22 protein-coding genes and 1 riboswitch are annotated in these 18,259 nt (G+C 70.0%); of the genes, 9 read left to right on the top strand and 13 right to left on the bottom strand.

Features of this window, described 5'->3' with window-relative positions:
* Positions 1–14 precede the first annotated feature (14 nt).
* Genes xylA through M1L60_RS19215 form a run of 3 tightly spaced genes read left to right on the top strand, consistent with a single transcriptional unit; the run spans position 15 to position 4,091 of the window.
* Complete coding sequence (xylA, locus tag M1L60_RS19225; RefSeq protein WP_253238823.1) at positions 15–1,202, top strand: xylose isomerase; 1,188 nt, start codon at positions 15–17, stop codon at positions 1,200–1,202.
* 12 nt (positions 1,203–1,214) lie between these two features.
* Positions 1,215–2,615 carry a xylulokinase gene (xylB, locus tag M1L60_RS19220; protein ID WP_253238822.1) on the top strand — a complete coding sequence of 467 codons (1,401 nt, stop codon included), beginning with the start codon at positions 1,215–1,217 and terminating at the stop codon, positions 2,613–2,615.
* A gap of 9 nt (positions 2,616–2,624) precedes the next feature.
* Complete coding sequence (locus tag M1L60_RS19215; RefSeq protein ID WP_253238821.1) at positions 2,625–4,091, top strand: MFS transporter; 1,467 nt, start codon at positions 2,625–2,627, stop codon at positions 4,089–4,091.
* On the opposite strand, the gene M1L60_RS19210 is transcribed toward M1L60_RS19215, so the two are convergent.
* The 7 genes from M1L60_RS19210 to M1L60_RS19180 form a co-directional block, all read right to left on the bottom strand.
* On the bottom strand, positions 3,999–5,600 hold the full coding sequence (locus M1L60_RS19210; protein WP_253238820.1) for a glycoside hydrolase family 13 protein: 1,602 nt from the start codon (positions 5,598–5,600) through the stop codon (positions 3,999–4,001). The genes M1L60_RS19215 and M1L60_RS19210 overlap by 93 nt on opposite strands.
* 10 nt (positions 5,601–5,610) lie before the next feature.
* Positions 5,611–6,327 (bottom strand): HD domain-containing protein, encoded by a 717-nt coding sequence (locus M1L60_RS19205; RefSeq protein ID WP_253238819.1) that lies wholly within the window; start codon positions 6,325–6,327, stop codon positions 5,611–5,613.
* Between the two features lie 20 nt (positions 6,328–6,347).
* On the bottom strand, positions 6,348–7,223 hold the full coding sequence (locus M1L60_RS19200; RefSeq protein WP_253238818.1) for an MHYT domain-containing protein: 876 nt from the start codon (positions 7,221–7,223) through the stop codon (positions 6,348–6,350).
* Between the two features lie 175 nt (positions 7,224–7,398).
* Entirely contained in the window at positions 7,399–7,542 is a 144-nt protein-coding gene (locus M1L60_RS19195; RefSeq protein ID WP_164842551.1) for a GPGG-motif small membrane protein, read from the bottom strand.
* Positions 7,543–7,581: 39 nt separating this feature from the next.
* A complete protein-coding gene (locus M1L60_RS19190; RefSeq protein ID WP_253238817.1) occupies positions 7,582–8,328 on the bottom strand; it encodes a metallophosphoesterase family protein in 747 nt (248 codons plus the stop codon).
* Entirely contained in the window at positions 8,325–8,573 is a 249-nt protein-coding gene (locus M1L60_RS19185) for a BON domain-containing protein (protein ID WP_253238816.1), read from the bottom strand. Before M1L60_RS19185 ends, M1L60_RS19190 begins: the two co-directional genes overlap by 4 nt.
* Before the next feature lie 12 nt (positions 8,574–8,585).
* The gene (locus tag M1L60_RS19180) at positions 8,586–9,161 is read right to left on the bottom strand and encodes a nucleotidyltransferase (RefSeq protein WP_253238815.1); all 576 of its coding nucleotides are present in this window, start codon (positions 9,159–9,161) and stop codon (positions 8,586–8,588) included.
* Between the two features lie 587 nt (positions 9,162–9,748).
* Here M1L60_RS19180 and M1L60_RS19175 point away from each other — a divergent pair.
* Positions 9,749–10,456, top strand: a complete 708-nt coding sequence (locus M1L60_RS19175) for a dTMP kinase (protein WP_253238814.1) — start codon at positions 9,749–9,751, stop codon at positions 10,454–10,456.
* 162 nt (positions 10,457–10,618) lie between these two features.
* Here the strand turns inward: M1L60_RS19175 and M1L60_RS19170 are convergent, their stop codons facing one another.
* Positions 10,619–11,308, bottom strand: coding sequence for an SDR family NAD(P)-dependent oxidoreductase (locus tag M1L60_RS19170; protein ID WP_253238813.1), 690 nt, complete (start codon positions 11,306–11,308; stop codon positions 10,619–10,621).
* A gap of 570 nt (positions 11,309–11,878) precedes the next feature.
* Here M1L60_RS19170 and M1L60_RS19165 point away from each other — a divergent pair.
* Entirely contained in the window at positions 11,879–12,883 is a 1,005-nt protein-coding gene (locus M1L60_RS19165) for a sigma-70 family RNA polymerase sigma factor (protein WP_253238812.1), read from the top strand.
* Positions 12,884–12,962: 79 nt separating this feature from the next.
* Here the strand turns inward: M1L60_RS19165 and M1L60_RS19160 are convergent, their stop codons facing one another.
* The 3 genes from M1L60_RS19160 to M1L60_RS19150 form a co-directional block, all read right to left on the bottom strand.
* Positions 12,963–13,928 (bottom strand): C40 family peptidase, encoded by a 966-nt coding sequence (locus M1L60_RS19160; RefSeq protein WP_253238811.1) that lies wholly within the window; start codon positions 13,926–13,928, stop codon positions 12,963–12,965.
* A 12-nt stretch (positions 13,929–13,940) separates the two neighbouring features.
* A riboswitch (cyclic di-AMP (ydaO/yuaA leader) is annotated at positions 13,941–14,086 on the bottom strand.
* A 168-nt stretch (positions 14,087–14,254) separates the two neighbouring features.
* A complete protein-coding gene (locus tag M1L60_RS19155) occupies positions 14,255–14,575 on the bottom strand; it encodes a DUF3817 domain-containing protein (RefSeq protein WP_253238810.1) in 321 nt (106 codons plus the stop codon).
* Positions 14,576–14,587: 12 nt separating this feature from the next.
* Complete coding sequence (locus M1L60_RS19150; protein WP_253238809.1) at positions 14,588–15,001, bottom strand: hypothetical protein; 414 nt, start codon at positions 14,999–15,001, stop codon at positions 14,588–14,590.
* 121 nt (positions 15,002–15,122) lie between these two features.
* Here M1L60_RS19150 and M1L60_RS19145 point away from each other — a divergent pair, with 121 nt between their 5' ends.
* Positions 15,123–15,365, top strand: coding sequence for a DUF6158 family protein (locus tag M1L60_RS19145; protein WP_253238808.1), 243 nt, complete (start codon positions 15,123–15,125; stop codon positions 15,363–15,365).
* Between the two features lie 11 nt (positions 15,366–15,376).
* A complete protein-coding gene (locus tag M1L60_RS19140) occupies positions 15,377–15,898 on the top strand; it encodes a DUF1360 domain-containing protein (protein ID WP_253239073.1) in 522 nt (173 codons plus the stop codon).
* Between the two features lie 102 nt (positions 15,899–16,000).
* Here M1L60_RS19140 and M1L60_RS19135 read toward each other — a convergent pair whose 3' ends face one another.
* Both M1L60_RS19135 and M1L60_RS19130 read right to left on the bottom strand, forming a co-directional pair.
* The gene (locus M1L60_RS19135; RefSeq protein ID WP_253238807.1) at positions 16,001–16,156 is read right to left on the bottom strand and encodes a hypothetical protein; all 156 of its coding nucleotides are present in this window, start codon (positions 16,154–16,156) and stop codon (positions 16,001–16,003) included.
* Positions 16,157–16,179: 23 nt separating this feature from the next.
* Positions 16,180–16,380 (bottom strand): hypothetical protein, encoded by a 201-nt coding sequence (locus tag M1L60_RS19130; RefSeq protein WP_438862134.1) that lies wholly within the window; start codon positions 16,378–16,380, stop codon positions 16,180–16,182.
* A 680-nt stretch (positions 16,381–17,060) separates the two neighbouring features.
* Between M1L60_RS19130 and M1L60_RS19125 the strand changes: the two genes are divergently transcribed.
* Both M1L60_RS19125 and M1L60_RS19120 read left to right on the top strand, forming a co-directional pair.
* Complete coding sequence (locus M1L60_RS19125) at positions 17,061–17,264, top strand: hypothetical protein (RefSeq protein ID WP_253238806.1); 204 nt, start codon at positions 17,061–17,063, stop codon at positions 17,262–17,264.
* 129 nt (positions 17,265–17,393) lie between these two features.
* Positions 17,394–18,092: an ANTAR domain-containing protein gene (locus M1L60_RS19120; protein WP_253238805.1), complete on the top strand. Its 699-nt coding sequence runs from the start codon at positions 17,394–17,396 to the stop codon at positions 18,090–18,092.
* Positions 18,093–18,259: the final 167 nt, after the last annotated feature.

Genomic DNA, 18,259 nt, shown 5'->3' with positions numbered 1-18,259 from the left:
ACGTGGAGGTAACCGTGGCGGTCCAACCCACCCGCGAAGACAAGTTCTCGTTCGGCCTGTGGACCATCGGGTGGCAGGCCCAGGACGCGTTCGGCTCGGCCACCCGTCCGGTGCTCGACCCGATCGAGGCGGTGCACAAGCTGGCCGAGCTCGGCGCCTACGGCCTCACGTTCCACGACGACGACCTGGTGCCCTTCGGCTCCGACGCGCAGACCCGTGACGGCATCCTCAGCGGCTTCAAGAAGGCGCTGGACGAGACCGGCATCAAGATCCCGATGGTCACCACCAACACCTTCAGCCACCCGGTGTTCAAGGACGGCGCGTTCACCAGCAACGACCGCTCGGTCCGCCGCTACGCGCTGCGCAAGGTGCTGCGCCAGGTCGACCTCGCGGCCGAGCTCGGCGCCGAGACGTTCGTGCTCTGGGGCGGCCGTGAGGGCGCCGAGTACGACGCGGCCAAGGACATCAACGCCGCCCTCGACCGCTACCGCGAGGGCCTCAACCTGGTCGCGCAGTACAGCGAGGACAAGAACTACGGCCTGCGTTTCGCGATCGAGCCCAAGCCCAACGAGCCCCGCGGCGACATCCTGCTGCCGACCCTGGGTCACGCCATCGCGTTCACCTACGAGCTCGAGCGCCCCGAGCTGTTCGGCATCAACCCCGAGGTCGGGCACGAGCAGATGTCCAACCTCAACTTCACCCAGGGCATCGCCCAGGCGCTGTGGCAGAAGAAGCTCTTCCACATCGACCTCAACGGCCAGCACAGCGTGAAGTTCGACCAGGACCTGGTGTTCGGCCACGGCGACCTGCTCAACGCGTTCTCGCTGGTCGACCTGCTCGAGAACGGCCCGATCGGCGGCGGCCCCAAGTACGACGGCCCGCGCCACTTCGACTACAAGCCGTCCCGCACCGAGAACATCGACGGCGTGTGGGAGTCGGCCAAGGCCAACATGCGCATGTACCTGCTGCTCAAGGAGCGCGCGCAGGCGTTCCGGGCCGACCCGGTGGTGCAGGAGGCGCTGCGGGCCAGCAAGGTGCTCGACCTGGAGACCCCGACCCTCAACCCGGGCGAGACCTACCAGGACCTGCTCAACGACAAGAGCGCGTGGGAAGACTTCGATGTCGACGCGGCCGGGGCCCAGGGCTACGGTTTCGTGAAGCTCCACCAGCTGATGATCGACCACGTTCTCCGAGCCAACTGAGGACTCACTGACATGACGCTTGTCGCCGGGATCGACAGCTCCACCCAATCCTGCAAGGTGGTCATCCGCGACGCGGAGACCGGTGAACTGGTCCGGCAGGGCCGGGCCGGTCACCCGGACGGCACCGAGGTGCATCCGGATGCCTGGTGGGCCGCGCTGCAACAGGCGATCGACGAGGCCGGCGGTCTCGACGACGTGGCCGCCGCCTCGGTGGCCGGCCAGCAGCACGGCATGGTGGTGCTCGACGAGAACGGCGAAGTGGTCCGCCCGGCGCTGTTGTGGAACGACACCCGCAGCGCCGGCGCGGCCGCCGACCTCATCCAGGAGCTCGGCGGCGGCGACAAGTGGGCCGACGCGGTCGGCATCGTGCCGGTCGCCAGCTTCACCCTGACCAAGCTGCGCTGGCTGGCCCGCAACGAGCCGCAGAACGCGGCGCGAGTGGCGGCCGTCTGCCTGCCGCACGACTGGCTGACCTGGAAGCTCTCCGGGTCGACCGACATCAGCACGATCAAGACCGACCGCAGCGACGCCAGCGGCACGCTCTACTGGTCGGCCAAGACCAACGAATACCGCCCCGACCTGCTCGAGCTGGGCTTCGGCCGCCTGATCGGCACCCCCGAGGTGCTCGGCCCGAAGGGGATCGCCGGGCGCCTGCCCAACGGCGCCCCGCTCGGCCCGGGCGCGGGCGACAACGCCTCGGCCGCATTCGGCACCGGGGCCGGCACGGGCGACGTGATCGTCTCGATCGGCACCTCGGGCACGGTCTTCGTCTCGTCCGACGTCTCGCCCAACGACCCGACCGGCACGGTGGCCGGGTTCGCCGACACCACCGGCCGGTTCCTGCCCATCGTGGTCACGCTGAACGCGGCCCGGGTGCTCGACGCGGCCGGCAAGCTGCTGGGCGTCGACCACGAGGAGCTGTCCCGGCTCGCCCTGAGCGCGCCGGCCGGGGCCGACGGTCTCGTCCTCGTCCCGTACCTGGAGGGCGAGCGCACCCCGAACCGCCCGGATGCCACCGGCGCCGTCCACGGCCTCACGCTCAAGACCTCCGACCCGGCCCACCTGGCCCGGGCCGCCGTCGAGGGCATGCTGTGCGCGCTCGCCGACGGGCTCGACGCGCTGGTCACCAACGGCGCCACGGCCAACCGCATCGTGCTGGTCGGCGGGGGCGCCCGCAGCGAGGCCGTCCGCCGGATCGCGCCCGAGCTGTTCGGCCTGCCGGTGCTGGTGCCGCCGCCCGGCGAGTACGTGGCCGACGGCGCCGCCCGCCAGGCCGCGTGGGTCGCCACCGGCAGCGAGCAGCCTCCGGTGTGGTCGGCCGCGGCCCCCGAGACGTACGAGGCCGAGAGCGCGCCGATCATTCGCGAGCAGTACGCGGCGGCGCAAAGTCTCGTCGTCGATAAGCCCCGCTAACCTTTCGGGGTGAGAAGGGGAGGATCCGCCCACCGCGCGTACAGCGTCGTGGTGTTCGTGGTCCTCGCCTCGCTCGACAACGTCGCGATCGGCCTGGTGCCACCGCTCTACAGCAGCATCGGCGACTCCCTCGGGGTCGGCTCGGGCCACATCGCGCTCTCCACCACGATCATGTTCCTGATCAGCGCGGTGGCGGCGATCGGGTTCGCGTACGCCGGCGACCGCACCGACCGCAAGCCGGTGCTCATCGCGGGCACGCTGATCTGGATCGCCGGCACCGCCTGGTCCGGCTTCTCGGGCAGCTACCCGAGCTTCCTGATCAGCCAGATCGTCGCCGCGTTCGGCCTGGGCGCCGTCGCCTCGGTCAGCTTCGCCGTGGTCAGCGATCTCATCTCACCCCGGCGCCGGGGCCTGGTGATGAGCTTCTGGGGCCTGTCCCAGGGCGTCGGCACGCTGGCCGGCACCCTGGTCGGGGGCCTGCTCGGCCACGCCGACTGGCGCCGGCCGTTCCTGATCACGGCCGTTATCGGCGCCGTCGCCACCGTGGCCTACCTGTTCACCTACAACGTGCCGCGTGGCGACAGCCAGCCCGAACTGGCCGGGGTCGAGTACGACGAGCGCATCCACCACGACCATCTGCCGCTGATCCTGCGCCGGCGCACCAACATCTGGCTGATCCTGCAGGGCAGCACGGCCCAGATCGCGCTGGGCTCGCTGGTCTGGCTGCCCGTGCTGTTCCAGGCCCGGGCCGAGGACCAGGGCTATTCGGCCGGCACCGCGATCGTGATCGGCAGCGTGTTCGCCACGCTGTTCCAGGCCGGCGGCGCGCTGTCCATCCTGGGCGGCCTGGTCGGCGACCGCCTGCAACGCCGCACACCCCGGGGCCGGTCCCTGGTCGCGGCCGTCGGCGTGCTCGCCGCTGTGCCGTTCTACGTGGTGCTCTTCTTCGTGCCGATGCGCATCGACGTGCCCGACGGGGCGAGCACGGGCGGGATCATCCAGGCCGTGCTGGCCGACGTCTTCACCGAGCCCACCGTCGGCCTGTGCCTGGCCGTCGCCGTGTTCGCGCTGATGCTGACCTCGGCCAACTCGCCCAACTGGTTCGCCCTGATCGCCGACGTCAACCCGCCCGAGCACCGCGGCACCGTCTACAGCCTGGGCAACCTGGTCAACGGTTTCGGCCGGGCCGGCGGCAACATCATGGTCGCGGCAGCCTTCCGCGGCCTGGCCGGGGCCTTCCCGCCGCCGCTCAACTACGCGGTCGGCCTGGCCGCCTTCCAGCTCTTCTGGGTGCCCACCGGCGTCATGTTCTGGCTGGCCAGCAAGACGGTCGCGCGTGACATGGAGGACACGCACGCCGCCCTGCTGGCCCGGGCCGCTCGGCTAGAGGGCGGCCCACACGGTGACGTCGGTGGGGACCCGCCCGTCGCCGTCGAGGGGCTCGCTGCTCAGCAGGACCCGGGCGCCGGCCGGTAGCGCCACCGCGTCCGGGCCGAAGTTGGTCAGCACCAGCACGTCGCCGTTGCGGAAGGCGAACCCGCCGTCCTGCCACACCACGGAACCGCTACCCAGACCGTGCTCACGACGCAGCTCCAGCGCGGAGCGGTAGAGCTCCCAGGTCGAGCCGGGCACACCCTGCTGGCGGTCGAGCGCGTACTCGGCCCAGGTGGCCGGCTGCGGCAGCCAGGACGCGTCGGCCGGGCCGAAGCCGTACGACGGCGCGTCGGCCTCCCACGGCAGCGGCACCCGGCAGCCGTCCCGCCCGCGCTCCGCGTGCCCCGAGCGCTCCCAGGCCGGGTCCTCCCGGAACTCGTCGGGCATCGTGGTGTGCTCGGGCAGGCCCAGCTCCTCGCCCTGGTACAGGTAGGCCGAACCCGGCAGCCCGAGCATCAGGAGCGTGGCCGCCCGGGCCCGGCGCAGACCGAGCGCGGAGTCGGGTTGCGGGTCCTCGGCCCCGATGCCGGGCATCCGCGGTGTGCCGGCCGGGAAGCCCAGCCGTGAGGCGTGCCGCACCACGTCGTGGTTCGACAGCACCCAGGTGGTGGTCGCGCCCACCTCGTTGTTGGCCGCGAGCGTCTCGTCGATCACGGCCCGCAGCTCGGCGGGCTTCCACGGCGCGTCCAGGTAGGGGAAGTTGAACGCCTGGTGCATCTCGTCCGGGCGCACGTAGCGGGCCAGCCGCGACGCCGGCGCCACCCACGCCTCGGCGACCAGGATCCGCCCGCCCGGGTACTCGTCGAGCACCTTGCGCCACGACCGGTAGATCTCGTGCACGCCCTCCTGGTCCCACATGGGCGGCGGCGGGCCGGCCGGGTCGAGACCGCCCAGGATCGTGCTGGCCGTCGTCCAGTCGGTCAGGTTGGCCTCCTTGACCAGCCCGTGGGCGACGTCGACGCGGAAACCGTCGACCCCGCGGTCGAGCCAGAACCGCAGCACGTCGAGGAACTCGGCCCGCACCTCGGGGTTGTCCCAGTTGAGGTCGGGCTGGCTCACGTCGAACAGGTGCAGGTACCAGTCCCCGTCGGGCAGCCGCTCCCAGGCGCTGCCCCCGAAGACGCTCTTCCACGAGTTCGGCGGCTGGTCACCGGAACGGAAGATGTACCGCTCGCGCTCCGGGCTGCCCGGCCCGGCGGCCAGCGCGGCCCGGAACCACTCGTGCTCGTTCGAGGTGTGGTTGGGCACCAGGTCGACGATGACCTTGATGCCCAGGCCGTGCGCCTCGGCGATCAGCTTGTCGGCGTCGCCGAGCGCGCCGAAGCGCGGGTCGACCCCGCGGTAGTCGGCCACGTCGTAGCCGGCGTCGTGCTGCGGCGAGGGATAGAACGGGGAGAGCCACACGGCGTCGATGCCGAGCTCTTTCAGGTGGTGCAGGCGCCCGGTGATGCCGGGCAGGTCACCCATCCCGTCGCCGTCACTGTCGGCGAACGAGCGGGGATAGACCTGGTAGATGACGGCGTCGCGCCACCAAGCGTCGGTGTGGACCATGACCCCCAGGCTAACCGTCGAGGATGCAGGCGAAACGTTCCTCGGCCAGGTCGAGCTGGTCGAGGATGTGGTCCTTGGCGGCGATCGACAACGGCGTGTCCGGGCGGCCGACCAGCTCGCGCAGTTTCGGCACGAGCGGGCGGTACTTGCGGGCGGCCGAGAGCGCCTTCTCCGGGGTCGTGTGGACCACCCCGACCCCGTTGTCGGTGAAGTCCGAGACCTTGATCACCCGGGCCCACGGGTCGCGGTCGAGGCTGGCCGCCACGTGCGCGCGGTACTGCTCGTGGCGGTCGCGCTCGGGGTCGTACTCGGGATTGGTGACCGACCGCACCAGCTCGGCCACCCGGGGCCCGAAGCGGGCGGCCAGCTCGGCCACGGCCAGCTCGGTCAGCTCGGTGTACGAGCCCTGGCTGGTGCCGGCCAGCTCGTCCGGATGGTCCTCGACCGCATCGTGCAGCAGGGCCGCGGTGAGCACGTCGACATCGCGTACGCCGTAGTACTTGATGATCCGGATGGCCACCCGCAACAGGTGGTTGAGGTAGGGCTCACGCACCCGGCGGTCCCCGGCGTGCAGCCGCGCGGCCAGGTCGAGCGCCTCGATCAACTGCTTGCGCTCGGCCTCGGGGAAGGTCTCGAGCTCGAGCAGGAACCGCTCCCGCAGCCCCGCCTCGCCGTACACCTCGGTGATCGCGTGCAACGGCATCGACAGCAGCATCCGTGGCGCCATGCCGAGAACGTACCGGAGCCTCAGCCGTTGGTGGGTGAGCGCATCGGAACCGGGCGGGGCGAGGGCCGCCGGCCGGCCGTCGCGATCGTCGCCTGCTTGAGCGACCACGGGTTGCCCGCCTCGGCGTGCGCACCCCGGCGCGGGGTGCCGGCACCGTCGGTGAACTCCTCCTCGGTCATGGCCTGGAGCGCGCTCAGGGCCACCCCGATGATGGTCGCGGCGGTGATCAGCGTGATCGGCAGGATCAGCGTGAGCGGCCGGAACCCGACCACCCGGTCGAGCGCGCCCGCCTCGAGATGCACCGACAGGGCGGCCATCCCGGTGTAGTGCATGCCGCAGACCGCGATGGCCATGATGGCCGCGGCCCCGCTGATCGGCGCCCAGCCGCGCACCGAGACGGTGAACCACAGGGCGATCGTGGACGCCACCACCGCGATGACGGCCGAGGCGACGACCAGGGCCAGGTTGTACTGGATGTCGCCGGCCACGTGCATGGCCAGCATGCCGGTGTAGTGCATGGCCAGCACCCCGCCGCCGGTGAGCCCGCCGGCCACCAGGGTCTTGGGCAGGCTGCGCCGGCCGTGACCGACGATCAGCAGGCCGGCCCCCACGGCGAACACCGCGAAGGCGAGGCTGGCCAACGTCATCGGGACGTCGAAGCGTACGGGGCTGGCCGGCACCTCGAAGCCGAGCATCGCGGCGAAGTGCATGAGCCAGATGGCGCCGCCGCCGATGGCGAAGGCGCCGATCAGCAGCCAGCGGTTGCGCCGGCCCTTGGTGCGGGCGCCGCGGGCCCGGGCCGTGCTGAGCAGGCCGAAGAACGACCCCAGAAAGGCGAGCAGGAAGGCGGCGATCGGGTTGAACGCGCCGTACGTGAAGTGATGAACCTCGGCCACCGGGACCCCTCGCGGAGAAAGATCGAAGAATTTCCGCGAGTGATTCAGTCACTTCACGTCACGTGTCCGTCGCACCGCGAGTGCGGCAACCCGGACAAACAGAACCGGGCCACCCTTTAGGGGTGGCCCGGTTTTCGGACGTGGGGGATGGAGTCGTGGAGAGCCTCGTTACCGATCAGGTGAAGATGCTGACGCCGCCGGGGCCGACCAGGAGGCCGACGACGATCAGCACGATGCCCCAGAGCAACTGCCGCCGGAAGAGCGCGAGGATGCCGGCGACCACCAGGATTACTGCGATGATCCAAAGAATTAGGTCCATGAACATCGGATACCCGAGGGCCCCGAATCGAAAACCTGCCTATCGAGCACCGATCAAAGTGGTGTCGACCTCTTCGGACAGCAGCTGGTACACGTTGTACGCCTGCTTGATCACCGGGTGCGCGACGTTGCGCACGGGGACCCCGCCCGGGGTCCGCCCGCGCTCCGACCCGTGGTGGGCGTGGCCGTGCAGGGCCAGCGCCGCCCCGGCCGCGTCGATCGAGCGTCCGAGCTGGTAGCAGCCCAGGAAGGCGTAGATCTCGAGCGGCTCGCCGACCAGCGTCTCGGGCACCGGGGCGTAGTGGGTGAGCGCCACCAGGGCGTCGCACTCCACCGATTTCAGCGCCCGTTCCAGGTCGGCCGCGTAACGCTCGGCGGTGCCCACGAAGTCCTTCATCTCGCGCTCGCCGAAGTTGCTGGCGCAGGCCCCGGCGAACCCGCCGCCGAAGCCCTTGGTGCCGGCGACGCCGAGCCGGTGCCCGCGGATCTCGAGGACGGTCGCCGCGCCCTCGAGCACGGTGATCCCGGCGTCCTCGATCGTCTTGGTCACCTCGTCCTGCTGGTCGCTCTGGTGGTCGTGGTTGCCCAGCACCACCACGACCGGCACGCCCAGCCCGCCGAACTCCTGGGCGAAGCACTTGGCCTCGTCGACGGTGCCGTGCCGGGTCAGGTCGCCGGCGATCAGCAGGGCGTCGGCCCGGTCCGGCAGCTCCTCGAGGGCGGGCCGGTAGCGGCCCACCACGTCCTTGTCCACGTGGACGTCGCCCACGGCGGCGATCCGGATCATGAAATCTCCTCCACCTCGCTGGGCGCCTGGGCCCGGGTGATCCCGATGTCACAAGTGATCTCGAGCTCCGGGAAGTGCGACGAGATCTGCCGGCAGATCTCGTCGCGGCGCTGCGCGCTCTCCACCTCGCCGCCCAGCACGACCAGGTGGTCGCGGCGCTGCACGGTGATGCCCTGCTCGGCTATCCGGTCGTGCTCGGTGAGCAGCCGCTGGATCTCGGCCTCGAGATCGGTGTCGTTCGTCATCCCAACCCCCTACTAGTTCTGGGCCAGTTCCACCTCGGCCGGCACGACGTCCAGCCGGTCCAGGAGGATGAGGAAGGCTTCCGCGTACGGCGATTTCTCAGTCTCGCGACGCACCCGGGCCCAGTCGATCTGCTCGCGCAGCGAACGGGCCACCGGCAGTCCGGTCGCGAAGTCGCAATAGTGCTGGCTGTAGCTGAGCAGCTTGTGCACCATCAGCTGGGTCGCCGAGAGCACCGGCATATAGATGGCCTCGACCGAGATCTGCTCGGTGTCGGCCAGCGTCTCCATCGTCACCGGCGTCTCCACCGGCCGATAGATCAGATCGACCATCCGGTCCTCGTCATAGACCTTGACCAGCCAGTCCTCGGGCGGCATCTCCGTGCGGAAACCGACCTCGGCCAGCTCGGCGAGCGCCTGATCGCGGTCCTCCTCGCGCAGCAGGAAGTCCACGTCGTGGTCGCTGGAGTGCCCGCCGTGCGCGTAGACCGCGAAGCTCCCGCCGAGCGCGAACGGTATGCCGGCGGACTTCAGAGTCGAGGCGACCTTCTTGAGCGTGGTGGCCAGGCCTTCGTCCACGCGGTGCGGCATGACGTTCCCCCTGTCGACGTCGGTTCGATGTGTCGGATACGACTACCCGTGACGCCTGTCATTGAATCGCCGCACGGACGAGACACCGGGCAAACCCACTGCAAAACCCATTTTGGTACGCGGCGCGATCCGCCGCCGGAAAACGCGGTGCCGACCGGTCGACCCCGTCCCCGCCTCTCCGAACCCCGGCCCCGCCCCCGACCGACCCCGCCCCGTACCCGGAATCGCGCGCAACGCCCCCGGAGTCCCAGCGCACCCATCGCAAGACGGCACGTCTCGTTTCGCGACGCTGCCCGCGGAGTTCCAGCGCCCCTATCGTGAGACGGCACGTCTCGTTTCGCGACGCTGCCCGCGGAGTTCCAGCGCCCCTATCGTGAGACGGCCCGTCTCGTTTCGCGACGCTGCCCGCGGAGTTCCAGCGCCCCTATCGTGAGACGGCCCGTCTCGTCTCGCGGCGCCGCCCGCGGAGTGACACGCGCAGCCCTCAAATCACGTGCTGCACCCCGGGGAGTCACGCGCACCGACCTCGGAATGACGCGACGTTCGGCGGAGCCCTTGCGTGCACCCGGCGGTTACCGTTGGTTGGTATGACCCTTCGCACGATCGCGCTCGTCGGCATGGACGGCTCGGGCAAAACGACACAGGCCCACCGCCTGGCCGATGAGCTCAGCGCGGCGGGTCTGCGCGTGTCCTACCGCCGCAACGCCGGCGGCCGCCACTGGTTCGGCAAGCTGGCCGTCCGGCTCGGCAAACGCGACGCCGAAGACCTGCTGGGCCGCCGCGGCACGCTGTTCGTCGAGTCGGTGCTGCGCTGGCTGGCGATCCTGCGCACCCTGGTCCGCCGTCGCTTCACCGGTGGCACCGTGGTCATGGACCGCTACGCCTTCTGTCAGTACGCCAGCCTGCGGGCCCGCCACGCCGCTCCGGCCGCCGAGCGTCGCGCCCGCTGGGCCTACCACTTCTTCCCGAAGCCCGACCTCACGTTCCTGCTCGACGTCGACCCCAAGGTCGCCCACGAGCGGATCGAGGCCCGCGGCTACGACAGCGAATCGATGGACTACCTCGAATCGGCCCGGGCCGCCTACCTCTCGCTGCCCGAGTTCGCCGACTTCGTGGTGATCGACGCCAACGGCACCCCCGACGAGGTCTCGGCCGCCCTGCACGCCGAGCTCCGCCGCCGCGCCGACCTGCCCGAGCCGGTACGCAGCGCCCTGGGCCGCAGCCTGATCCTGGCCGGCGGCCCCGTCGTGGCCGCCCTGGCCACCGCCGGCTACCAACTCGCCGAGACGCTGTAACCCCGACCAGCGCCCGCCCCGCAGCGCCTGACCGCTCCCGCCGACCAGCGCCCCGCCGGGCAGCGCACGCTGCGCAGCGGGCGCCCATGTCGTGAAGCCACCCGCGACCGAGCGGCGCTCCACGGCGGCCGGCGGGCCCGTCGGTACCCGGCCCCCGGCGTGCTAAGCCCGCCCGTACACCGGGATCTGCGCGCCGCTCGTGGGGGCCGACGCGTCCGAGGCCAGGAACAGGATCGTCGGAGCGATCCGCTCGGGCCGCACCCAGCGGCTGAAGTCCGCGTCCGGCATGGCCACCCGATTGGCCGGTGTGTCGATCACGCTCGGCACGACCGTGTTGGAGCGCACATTCTGCTTCCGGTAGTCCACCGCCACGGAATTGGCGAACGCGATCACCGCCGCCTTCGAGGTCGAGTAGCCGGCCGACCCCGGGAACGGCGACAACGCCGTACGGGAAGAAACCGAGACCACGCTGCCGCCACCCGCCGCGACCAGATGGGGCAACGCCGCCGCCGTGACCAGATAGGTCGGCCGCAGATTGGTCAGCAGCTGCGCCTCGAAATCGCTCCACGGCGTCTCGCCGACCAGCGGCCCGCTCGCGAACCCCCCGATCAGGTTGACCACCGCCCGCAGCGGCGCCTCGGAATCACCCGCCGCCACCGCCACCGCCGCCGTGACGTCGCTCTCATTCGACATGTCCCCGTCAACCGGCACCGCCCCCTTGGGCAGCCCGTCGGCCCGCCCCGGCCGCACCGGAGCCACCACCCGCCACCCGTCCGCGACGAAAGCCGCCACCGTGGCGGCGCCGAGGCCACCCGTTCCACCCGTGATCAGAGCCGTGCGCCCACCAGACATGCCGACCATCGTGCCCCGGCCCACCCGGTCGCCACTGTGGGATTCGTCACCTCGCCAACCGGATGGCGGGCCGGCTCCGAACCGTTGTCAGAGGGGACGTCATCCCCAGGGATGTCACCCGGACGGGCTAGTGAACTGCACGGCCGCGTGCCGCATTGTGGCAGGTGGTCCCGTTCGGTGAAGTGCGGGATCTTTTTGGTGGTGCTTTTGTTTCAACCCTGTTCCGCATCTGCCGATCCAGCACGGTGAACCTGGCGCGCCCCGGGAACGTACTGGGTGGTGACGGACGTCCCAAGGTCTTTGGTGATGGGCGTCGCTGTGAGGGACGAGGGGCCGATGGTGTCATGAAGCGAACGACGGGTATGAGTCTGTCTGCGCGACGCACCTGTCGCGGGGCCGAATGCCGACCCGCAGGAGCCCTGTTCAGCAACTACGCACTCGGCTCTCAGCTGTCACCCAGGCATTCGTGACACTTTCGACCCACCAGCCGGAATCAGTGCAGCCAGCCATTTGTTGTGTAGATGCCAGTAACCGCAATGTGCGAACTGCGGACGTTACGGGGAGGAACTGATGGATACAGGGATCACCCGTAACGGGGTTAGTAGTGACAGCAATGAGGGGACCGTGGGCAACGTGGAGAAGAACACCGTGATGCGTACTGACCAGGTCGCCGAGGAGCGCGATCTCGTCGGCGTCTACCTGCACGAGATCTCCCGGACGCCGTTGCTGGACGCCGCACGCGAGGTCGAGCTCTCCAAGGCAATCGAGGCGGGCCTCTATGCCGAGCACCTGCTCGAGACGGGCGAGGTCCGGCGCGGTGTGAGCCGGGAGGAGCTGGAGCGCCTCGTGTCCGAGGGGCGCAAGGCGAAAGACCTGTTCATCCGGGCCAACCTGCGGCTGGTCGTGTCGATCGCCCGGCGCTACGTGCGCTCCGGCATGCCGATGCTCGACCTGATCCAGGAGGGCAACACCGGCCTGGTCCGCGCCGTCGAGAAGTTCGACTACGAGCGCGGCTACAAGTTCTCGACGTACGCCACGTGGTGGGTGCGCCAGGCCATCAGCCGGGCCATCGCCCAGCAGGAGCGCACCGTGCGCCTCCCGGTCCACCTGGTCGAAGACGTGAACAGGATGCGCAACGTCACCCGCCAGCTCGTCCGCGAGCTCGGCAGTGACCCCGAGCCCGAGCAGGTCGCGGCCGCTCTCGGCGTGACCGTCGAGCGGGTCAACGAGCTCACCCGCTGGGCTCAGGACACGGTTTCCCTCGACACCCCGGTCGGCGACGACGGCGACACCAACCTCGGCGACCTGGTCGCCGACAGCGACGCCCCCTCGCCGGAAGAGATCGTGCTGACCGCGCTCGAGCGCCAGCGCATCGAGGGTCTGCTCAACCACCTCGACGACCGGTCGGCCGGCATCATGCGGGCCCGATACGGTCTCGAGGACGGTCGCGAGCACTCGCTCACCGAGGTCGCGTCACGCTTCTCGCTGAGCCGTGAGCGCATCCGTCAGCTCGAGATCCAGGCGCTCGGCCGGCTCCGTGAGCTGGCCCGGGCCGAGGGCCTCCAGGCCGCCTGACCCCTCCCGCTGCTTCCCCCCGTTACCGAACAAAAAAGGCCGGTACCCGATTCGGGTACCGGCCTTCTGTGTTGCCTGCCTACGAGACGCGCCCGTAGCCGTACGGCGTCATGATGTCCATGGTCCGTTTCTTGACCACCGTGCCCGAGTGCGGGGCGTCGATGATCTGGCCGTCGCCCACGTAGAGCGCGACGTGCCCGAGACTTCGATAGAACACCAGGTCACCCGGCTGCAGCTGACTCCGGCTGATCCGGGTCGTCTCGGCCCACTGCGACTTGGTCTGGTGGGTCAGCGACTTGCCCGCCTTGCCCCACGCGGCCGAGGTCAGACCGGAGCAGTCGAAGCTGCCCGGACCGTCCGCGCCGAACAGGTACGGCTTGCCGATCTGGTTGTACGCGTACGTGACCGCCACGCCGGCACTGCCGGAGATCTGCGGAATCTTGCCCGTGTACTTGCCGCCGGTCTCCTGGCCCTGGCCGAATGCCGCCTCGCGCATCGCGATCAGCTTCTTGAGGTCCTTCTGGATCGACGCCTTCTGCGCGTTGAGCGCGTTGGCCTGGGCCGTCTGCTTGGCCTGGGTCGTCTTGAGCGCGGCCTGACGGTCGGCGAAGCCCTTCGTGGCCTCGGTGAACGTGTCGATGTCGCGCTGGTTGGACTTGGTGATCAGGTCCAGGTAGGCCATCCGGTCCATCATGCTGTCCTGGCCGCCGCCGGTGAGCAGCGCGCTCATCGGCCCGACCCGGCCCTGCTTGTAGGACGTGCTGGCCAGGTTGCCGACCTGGGCGCTGGCGGCCTTCAGCTTCGCCTGAGCGGGCTTGAGGGACGCCTGGAGCTTGACCTGGTCGGTCTGGGTCTTCTTCAGGTTGACCCGCATCGCGTTGTACGCCTCGGTGACGTCCTCGAGCTTGTTGGACGCCGTCTCGATCTGCTTCTTCAGCTCGGTGGCGGACGGAGCCGCGTGCGCGACTGTCCCCAGCGAGCCGGTGATCGCGACGGTTAGGGCCGCGACGACGAGGACCCGAAGCCTCGTACGGGGGTGGGGCACCGGTCAGTGGCCTTTCTTCCGCTCGGCCGCCTACCGGGTTAGCTGACGGGCTCGGGTGGGAAGAACACCCTTCCGCTCGCGCGGATTCGCCCCGGTAACGCGGTTCCCCGGTTCTTCGCGACGCTCGTGGCGCCACGAAAATTCGGCGGCGTTGGCCGGCGCCACGGGAGGGGGAGTGGCTGCGGACCGAACCAACCGCATTAACTTATCGGCGGGATCATCAAAAGCAAGGGCTCACAGAGTGATTTAAGACAATAGCCCGATACGCGTTAATGATCCCGATAACAGCAAGTGATTCGGTGACCGCGATGCGTGCGGCCGGGCTGTCAAACGGGACTTTTCGCCAACTCGGCGACGGGCACCCATTCCTTGGTCACCTTACGCTCGGCCCAGAACGACAGGAACGGGATCGTGCCGCTCAACATCACCAGGATCATGCGGCCGAACGACCACTGGGCCCGGCGCGACAGATCGAACGTGGCCACCAGATAGAGCATGAAGAGGAAGCCGTGCGCGGGCCCGACGGCCGCGACCACGACCGGGTTGTCCGCGAGATATTTCAGCGGCATGCCCACCACGACGAGCGCGAGCAGGCAGACGCCGACGATCCACGCGATGATCCGGTAGCGGGTCAGGGCACCCTGCACTTTGCTTCTGTCCTATCCGGGATAGTCGCCGGGGCGGGCGCCCGGGTGGGCGTTGAGCCAGGCGAGATAGTCGTTGTAGGCGACCAGTTCGGGGTCGTCGGCCTCCGGCGCGGAGCGGACGGCCACACGGACCGGCCGGCCGACGGTAACAGCCGTACCTGGGAGCTCTTTCTCTTCCTGCTTTTCCTGCTTTTCCGGCGGCGGCGCTTCCTTTTGCGGCTTGCGGCGCGCCAGTTGGACCTCGCGGTACCAGAGAAAGACGACGAAGGCCGCGAACACCGGCCACTCGAACATGTAGCCCCAGCTGATCGCGTTGCCCTCCTGGGCCCGGCTGAACTGCCACCAGCCCAGAACCAGGCAGCCCACGGTCAGCACGACCGCCAGGACATGCCGGACGATCCACGCCGGTGTCCACAGGCCCTTCATGGCCACCAAGCGTACCGGCGGGTGTTTGGCGGCGGCCCGCACGGGCAACCGTCCTGACGTTCGGCTCGCCCCGCGGTTGGCCGGCCCGGCCGTTCTGGCCTGAAATGACTGGAGGTGCACGATGACCGACGCCCGTGGTGACTCACCGCTGATGGAAACCGGGATCGACCCCGGCACGCTGAGCGACGAGGACCTCTTCCGCGAACTCAGCAGCCTCTACCGCACCCGGCTCGAGACCCTCCGCCACGGCCCCGACGCCGCACTGTCCAACCACTTCAAGCGGACGGCCGAGCTCGAGACGGAGTACATCACCCGCTACCCCAGCCGCGAGGTCGACCCCGACCGGCTCACCCAGGCGTTCTGAGGAGAATCTTGATCGAGTCGCTGCGCGCGCGTCTGACGCGCGTCGGGCAGTCGTACGCCCCCCACGATCATCGCCCCCTGGGCGGCTACCTGGCGGCGATGGGCGGATTCACCGCGCTGGCCGCAGCCCTGGCCGCCACGGCCAAGATCACCGGAAAGCCGGCCCCCGAACGCCCCTCGGCGGCCGACGTGGTTCTGTTGTCGCTGGCCACGCACAAGCTGAGCCGGTTGATCGCGAAAGACTCGGTGACGAGCCCACTGCGAGCCCCGTTCATGCGCTATGCGGAACCGGCCGGAGCGGCCGAACTCAACGAAGAGGTCCGCGATCACGACAACACGTTCAAGCACGGCGCCGGCGAACTCATCAGCTGCCCGTTCTGCCTGGCCGTGTGGGTCGCGACGGCCCTGACCGGCGGTCTCGTGCTGGCCCCGCGCCTGACCCGCCTGGCCGCGGTCGCCCTGACCGCCACCGCCGTCTCGGACTTCCTCCAGCTCGGCTATGACGCCGCCAAGAAGGCCGCCGAGGGCGACTAAAAACCCTTCCCCCGTACGCAATGAGGCCCGCCCCGCTCACCGCCGGGCGGGCCTCGTTCTCGTCGTCAGAGCGGCGTCGTCCGACGGGCTGTCGCGATGTCGTCAGGGTGGGCCGTCGCGGTCGAGCCCCGACCAGCCCTCCGGCGCCTCGGGCTCGGAGTCATCGTCGCGTCCCGCGGTGATGTCCTCGTCCACAGCCGTGCCCTCGTGCTCGCCGGCGAAGTCTTCCTGCTCGTCCGGATCACCGATCGGTTCCATGAGTGCAGCTCTCCTTCCAGTGGTCAGACTTCGAGCGCCCGCACGGCCTCAGCCGCCTCGTCCTGCGCGTACTCACCCTCAGGCAGTGCGTCGACCCGGGTCAGCGCCAGCGCCGACAATCCGGAAGCGACGGCCCGCCGCTGCAGATCCGCGCTGCTGAGCCGCTCCTGCCCATCGAACGCGTCCTCGAGAAAGCCGTCCAGCTCTCGCATCTCATCGCTCACGGCCTCCGGGCTACCCGACCCACCCTCGCCCAAACTATGTGACCCCCGTCACATGTTCTGCCGGAATCCCGGCCCCCGTCCGACCGTTGAGAACAGATGTCAGCGTGCCCAGTGTCCCCGGGCCTCACCCTTTGCCTTCACGGAATACCGTCCGGCTGGAGCCGTGTTGAGCCTTTCGCCGCGAGGCGACCTGCACGCCGACACCCGCGCCGCCCCCGGCCCAGCCGAGGGCGGCGCACCCTTTTCGCCCGCAGTCCGCACACCCTGATGCGCCCCTGCGCGACGTCTCAGCGCTTCAGCCGCGCCTCCGGTATCGCGCCACCGCGTCTGATCCAGATTCCTCGCCCGAGCCTTACGCAGCAGCCCCGATCGCGTCCGCGCTTCGATTTCAGCTCCGTCTCGCGCACGCCCTGCGCGGCGGCCCGCCCCGCCTGTGCGTCTCGTCTTGAGGGCTGTGCCCTGCCGGGCTGCGTCCGCTCCTCGGAGTCGCCCGCGCTACTTCGTGCAGAACCGGGGTGAGGGCAGCGCTCATGAAGGCGATCACGAAGATGAACAGCTACCGGCGTTGGAGACGTATGCGCCGGCTGGGGGCCGCGCGTTGTGCCCTACCGCTTGTTTCGGTGGTGCGGCGGCTTGAGGAGGTGGGTTTCCCGAGGCGGCGGATGGGTAGTTGATCTCTTATGAGTGATGACCGGGTCGGGCATCGGGCGGCGGATCTGCTTCCGGAGGAGCGGGTGGCCGGCAGCGCGGATCCGCGGGCCCAGGCCGAGGCGATCCTGGCCGAGTCGGACGAACGTGAGGCCGACCCCGAGGCCGCGCCGGACTCGTTCCTGGAGCGGCGGCGCTCGGATCAGACGGCCGACCCCGATGAAACCACTCGGTAGAGGCACAAGACTTACGTGATCGTCGATGGTCATGACAGGATGCGCGGCGTGCCTGTCCCTTATCGCCGGGTTTCCTCCCCGGAACGTGGCCCTGCCCGAGTCGTGACCCGGCCTCGGCGTACCCGCTCCGTGACCCGGACGGCGGAGCCGCTCGGCCCGCATCCCGTCGAACTGGCCGGCTTGCTGCACGAACTCACGGCCCGCCTGCTGTCGGCCGACTCGTTCGCCCAGGCGCTGGAACGTCTGGCCGTCTTCGCCACGGGCGCGGTCCCCGGCGTAGTGCGCTGCTCGATCGTCCTGATCGGCGAGGGCGGCCCGCTGACCCATGCCGGCCATGGCCTCCCCGGCGCCGCCGTCGACCAGATTCAGTACGCCAACGGCACCACCGGCCCCGGCCTTGAATCAGCCCGTACCCACTCCATGGTCACCGCCCCCGACCTGGCCACCGACGCCCGCTGGCCCGAACTGACCGAAGCCGCGGCCGCCGAGGGCATCCACGCCGTGGCCGCCATCCCGCTCGACCTGCCCCGAGCCGACGTGGGCGCGCTGAGCCTCTACTTCGACACCCCGAACGCCCCCGGCGCCGACCACCTGCTCACCGCGATGGCCCTGGCCAACCAGTCCGAGATCCTGCTCGACGAACTACGCCGCCGCGACACCCAGAGCGCCGACGCCGCCGTGGACCGAGCCATCGGCGTGATCATCGCCCAACGCGGCTGCGGCGTCCAAGAGGCCTACGACGTCCTCCGCGACACCGCCCAGCGCCTCGGCCTCGACCGCCACGCCGTAGCCGACCGCCTGATCGCTGTGGCCGCCCGCAACGCCTGATTGCGGGGTGGGTGCGGGGCTTGGCTCAGGCGATGGAGTCGAGGCCGGCACCGCCCAGCGGCTTGGTCTCGATCGTGACGCTGTGGCTGGCCGCCTGATCGCTGTGGCCGCCCGCAACGCCTGATTGCGGGGTGGGTGCGGGGCTTGGCTCAGGCGATGGAGTCGAG

This window comes from Paractinoplanes aksuensis (genome assembly GCF_024137025.1).
GTDB lineage: Bacteria > Actinomycetota > Actinomycetes > Mycobacteriales > Micromonosporaceae > Actinoplanes > Actinoplanes aksuensis.
The sequence above is the reverse complement of the archived record's forward strand: the minus strand, read 5'-3'. Positions and strand labels throughout refer to the sequence as shown.

Excerpts from the sequence above, each read along its gene's own strand:
- M1L60_RS19180 (WP_253238815.1), bottom strand. The coding sequence starts at position 9,161 with ATGCCGCACCGCGTGGACGAAGGCCTGGCCACCACGCTCAAGAAGGTC.
- M1L60_RS19175 (WP_253238814.1), top strand. The coding sequence starts at position 9,749 with ATGACCCTTCGCACGATCGCGCTCGTCGGCATGGACGGCTCGGGCAAA.
- xylB (WP_253238822.1), top strand. The coding sequence starts at position 1,215 with ATGACGCTTGTCGCCGGGATCGACAGCTCCACCCAATCCTGCAAGGTG.
- M1L60_RS19145 (WP_253238808.1), top strand. The coding sequence starts at position 15,123 with ATGACCGACGCCCGTGGTGACTCACCGCTGATGGAAACCGGGATCGAC.
- M1L60_RS19210 (WP_253238820.1), bottom strand. The coding sequence starts at position 5,600 with ATGGTCCACACCGACGCTTGGTGGCGCGACGCCGTCATCTACCAGGTC.
- M1L60_RS19170 (WP_253238813.1), bottom strand. The coding sequence starts at position 11,308 with ATGTCTGGTGGGCGCACGGCTCTGATCACGGGTGGAACGGGTGGCCTC.
- M1L60_RS19185 (WP_253238816.1), bottom strand. The coding sequence starts at position 8,573 with ATGACGAACGACACCGATCTCGAGGCCGAGATCCAGCGGCTGCTCACC.
- M1L60_RS19150 (WP_253238809.1), bottom strand. The coding sequence starts at position 15,001 with ATGAAGGGCCTGTGGACACCGGCGTGGATCGTCCGGCATGTCCTGGCG.
- M1L60_RS19165 (WP_253238812.1), top strand. The coding sequence starts at position 11,879 with ATGGATACAGGGATCACCCGTAACGGGGTTAGTAGTGACAGCAATGAG.
- M1L60_RS19125 (WP_253238806.1), top strand. The coding sequence starts at position 17,061 with ATGAGTGATGACCGGGTCGGGCATCGGGCGGCGGATCTGCTTCCGGAG.
- M1L60_RS19205 (WP_253238819.1), bottom strand. The coding sequence starts at position 6,327 with ATGGCGCCACGGATGCTGCTGTCGATGCCGTTGCACGCGATCACCGAG.
- M1L60_RS19195 (WP_164842551.1), bottom strand. The coding sequence starts at position 7,542 with ATGGACCTAATTCTTTGGATCATCGCAGTAATCCTGGTGGTCGCCGGC.
- M1L60_RS19190 (WP_253238817.1), bottom strand. The coding sequence starts at position 8,328 with ATGATCCGGATCGCCGCCGTGGGCGACGTCCACGTGGACAAGGACGTG.
- M1L60_RS19135 (WP_253238807.1), bottom strand. The coding sequence starts at position 16,156 with ATGGAACCGATCGGTGATCCGGACGAGCAGGAAGACTTCGCCGGCGAG.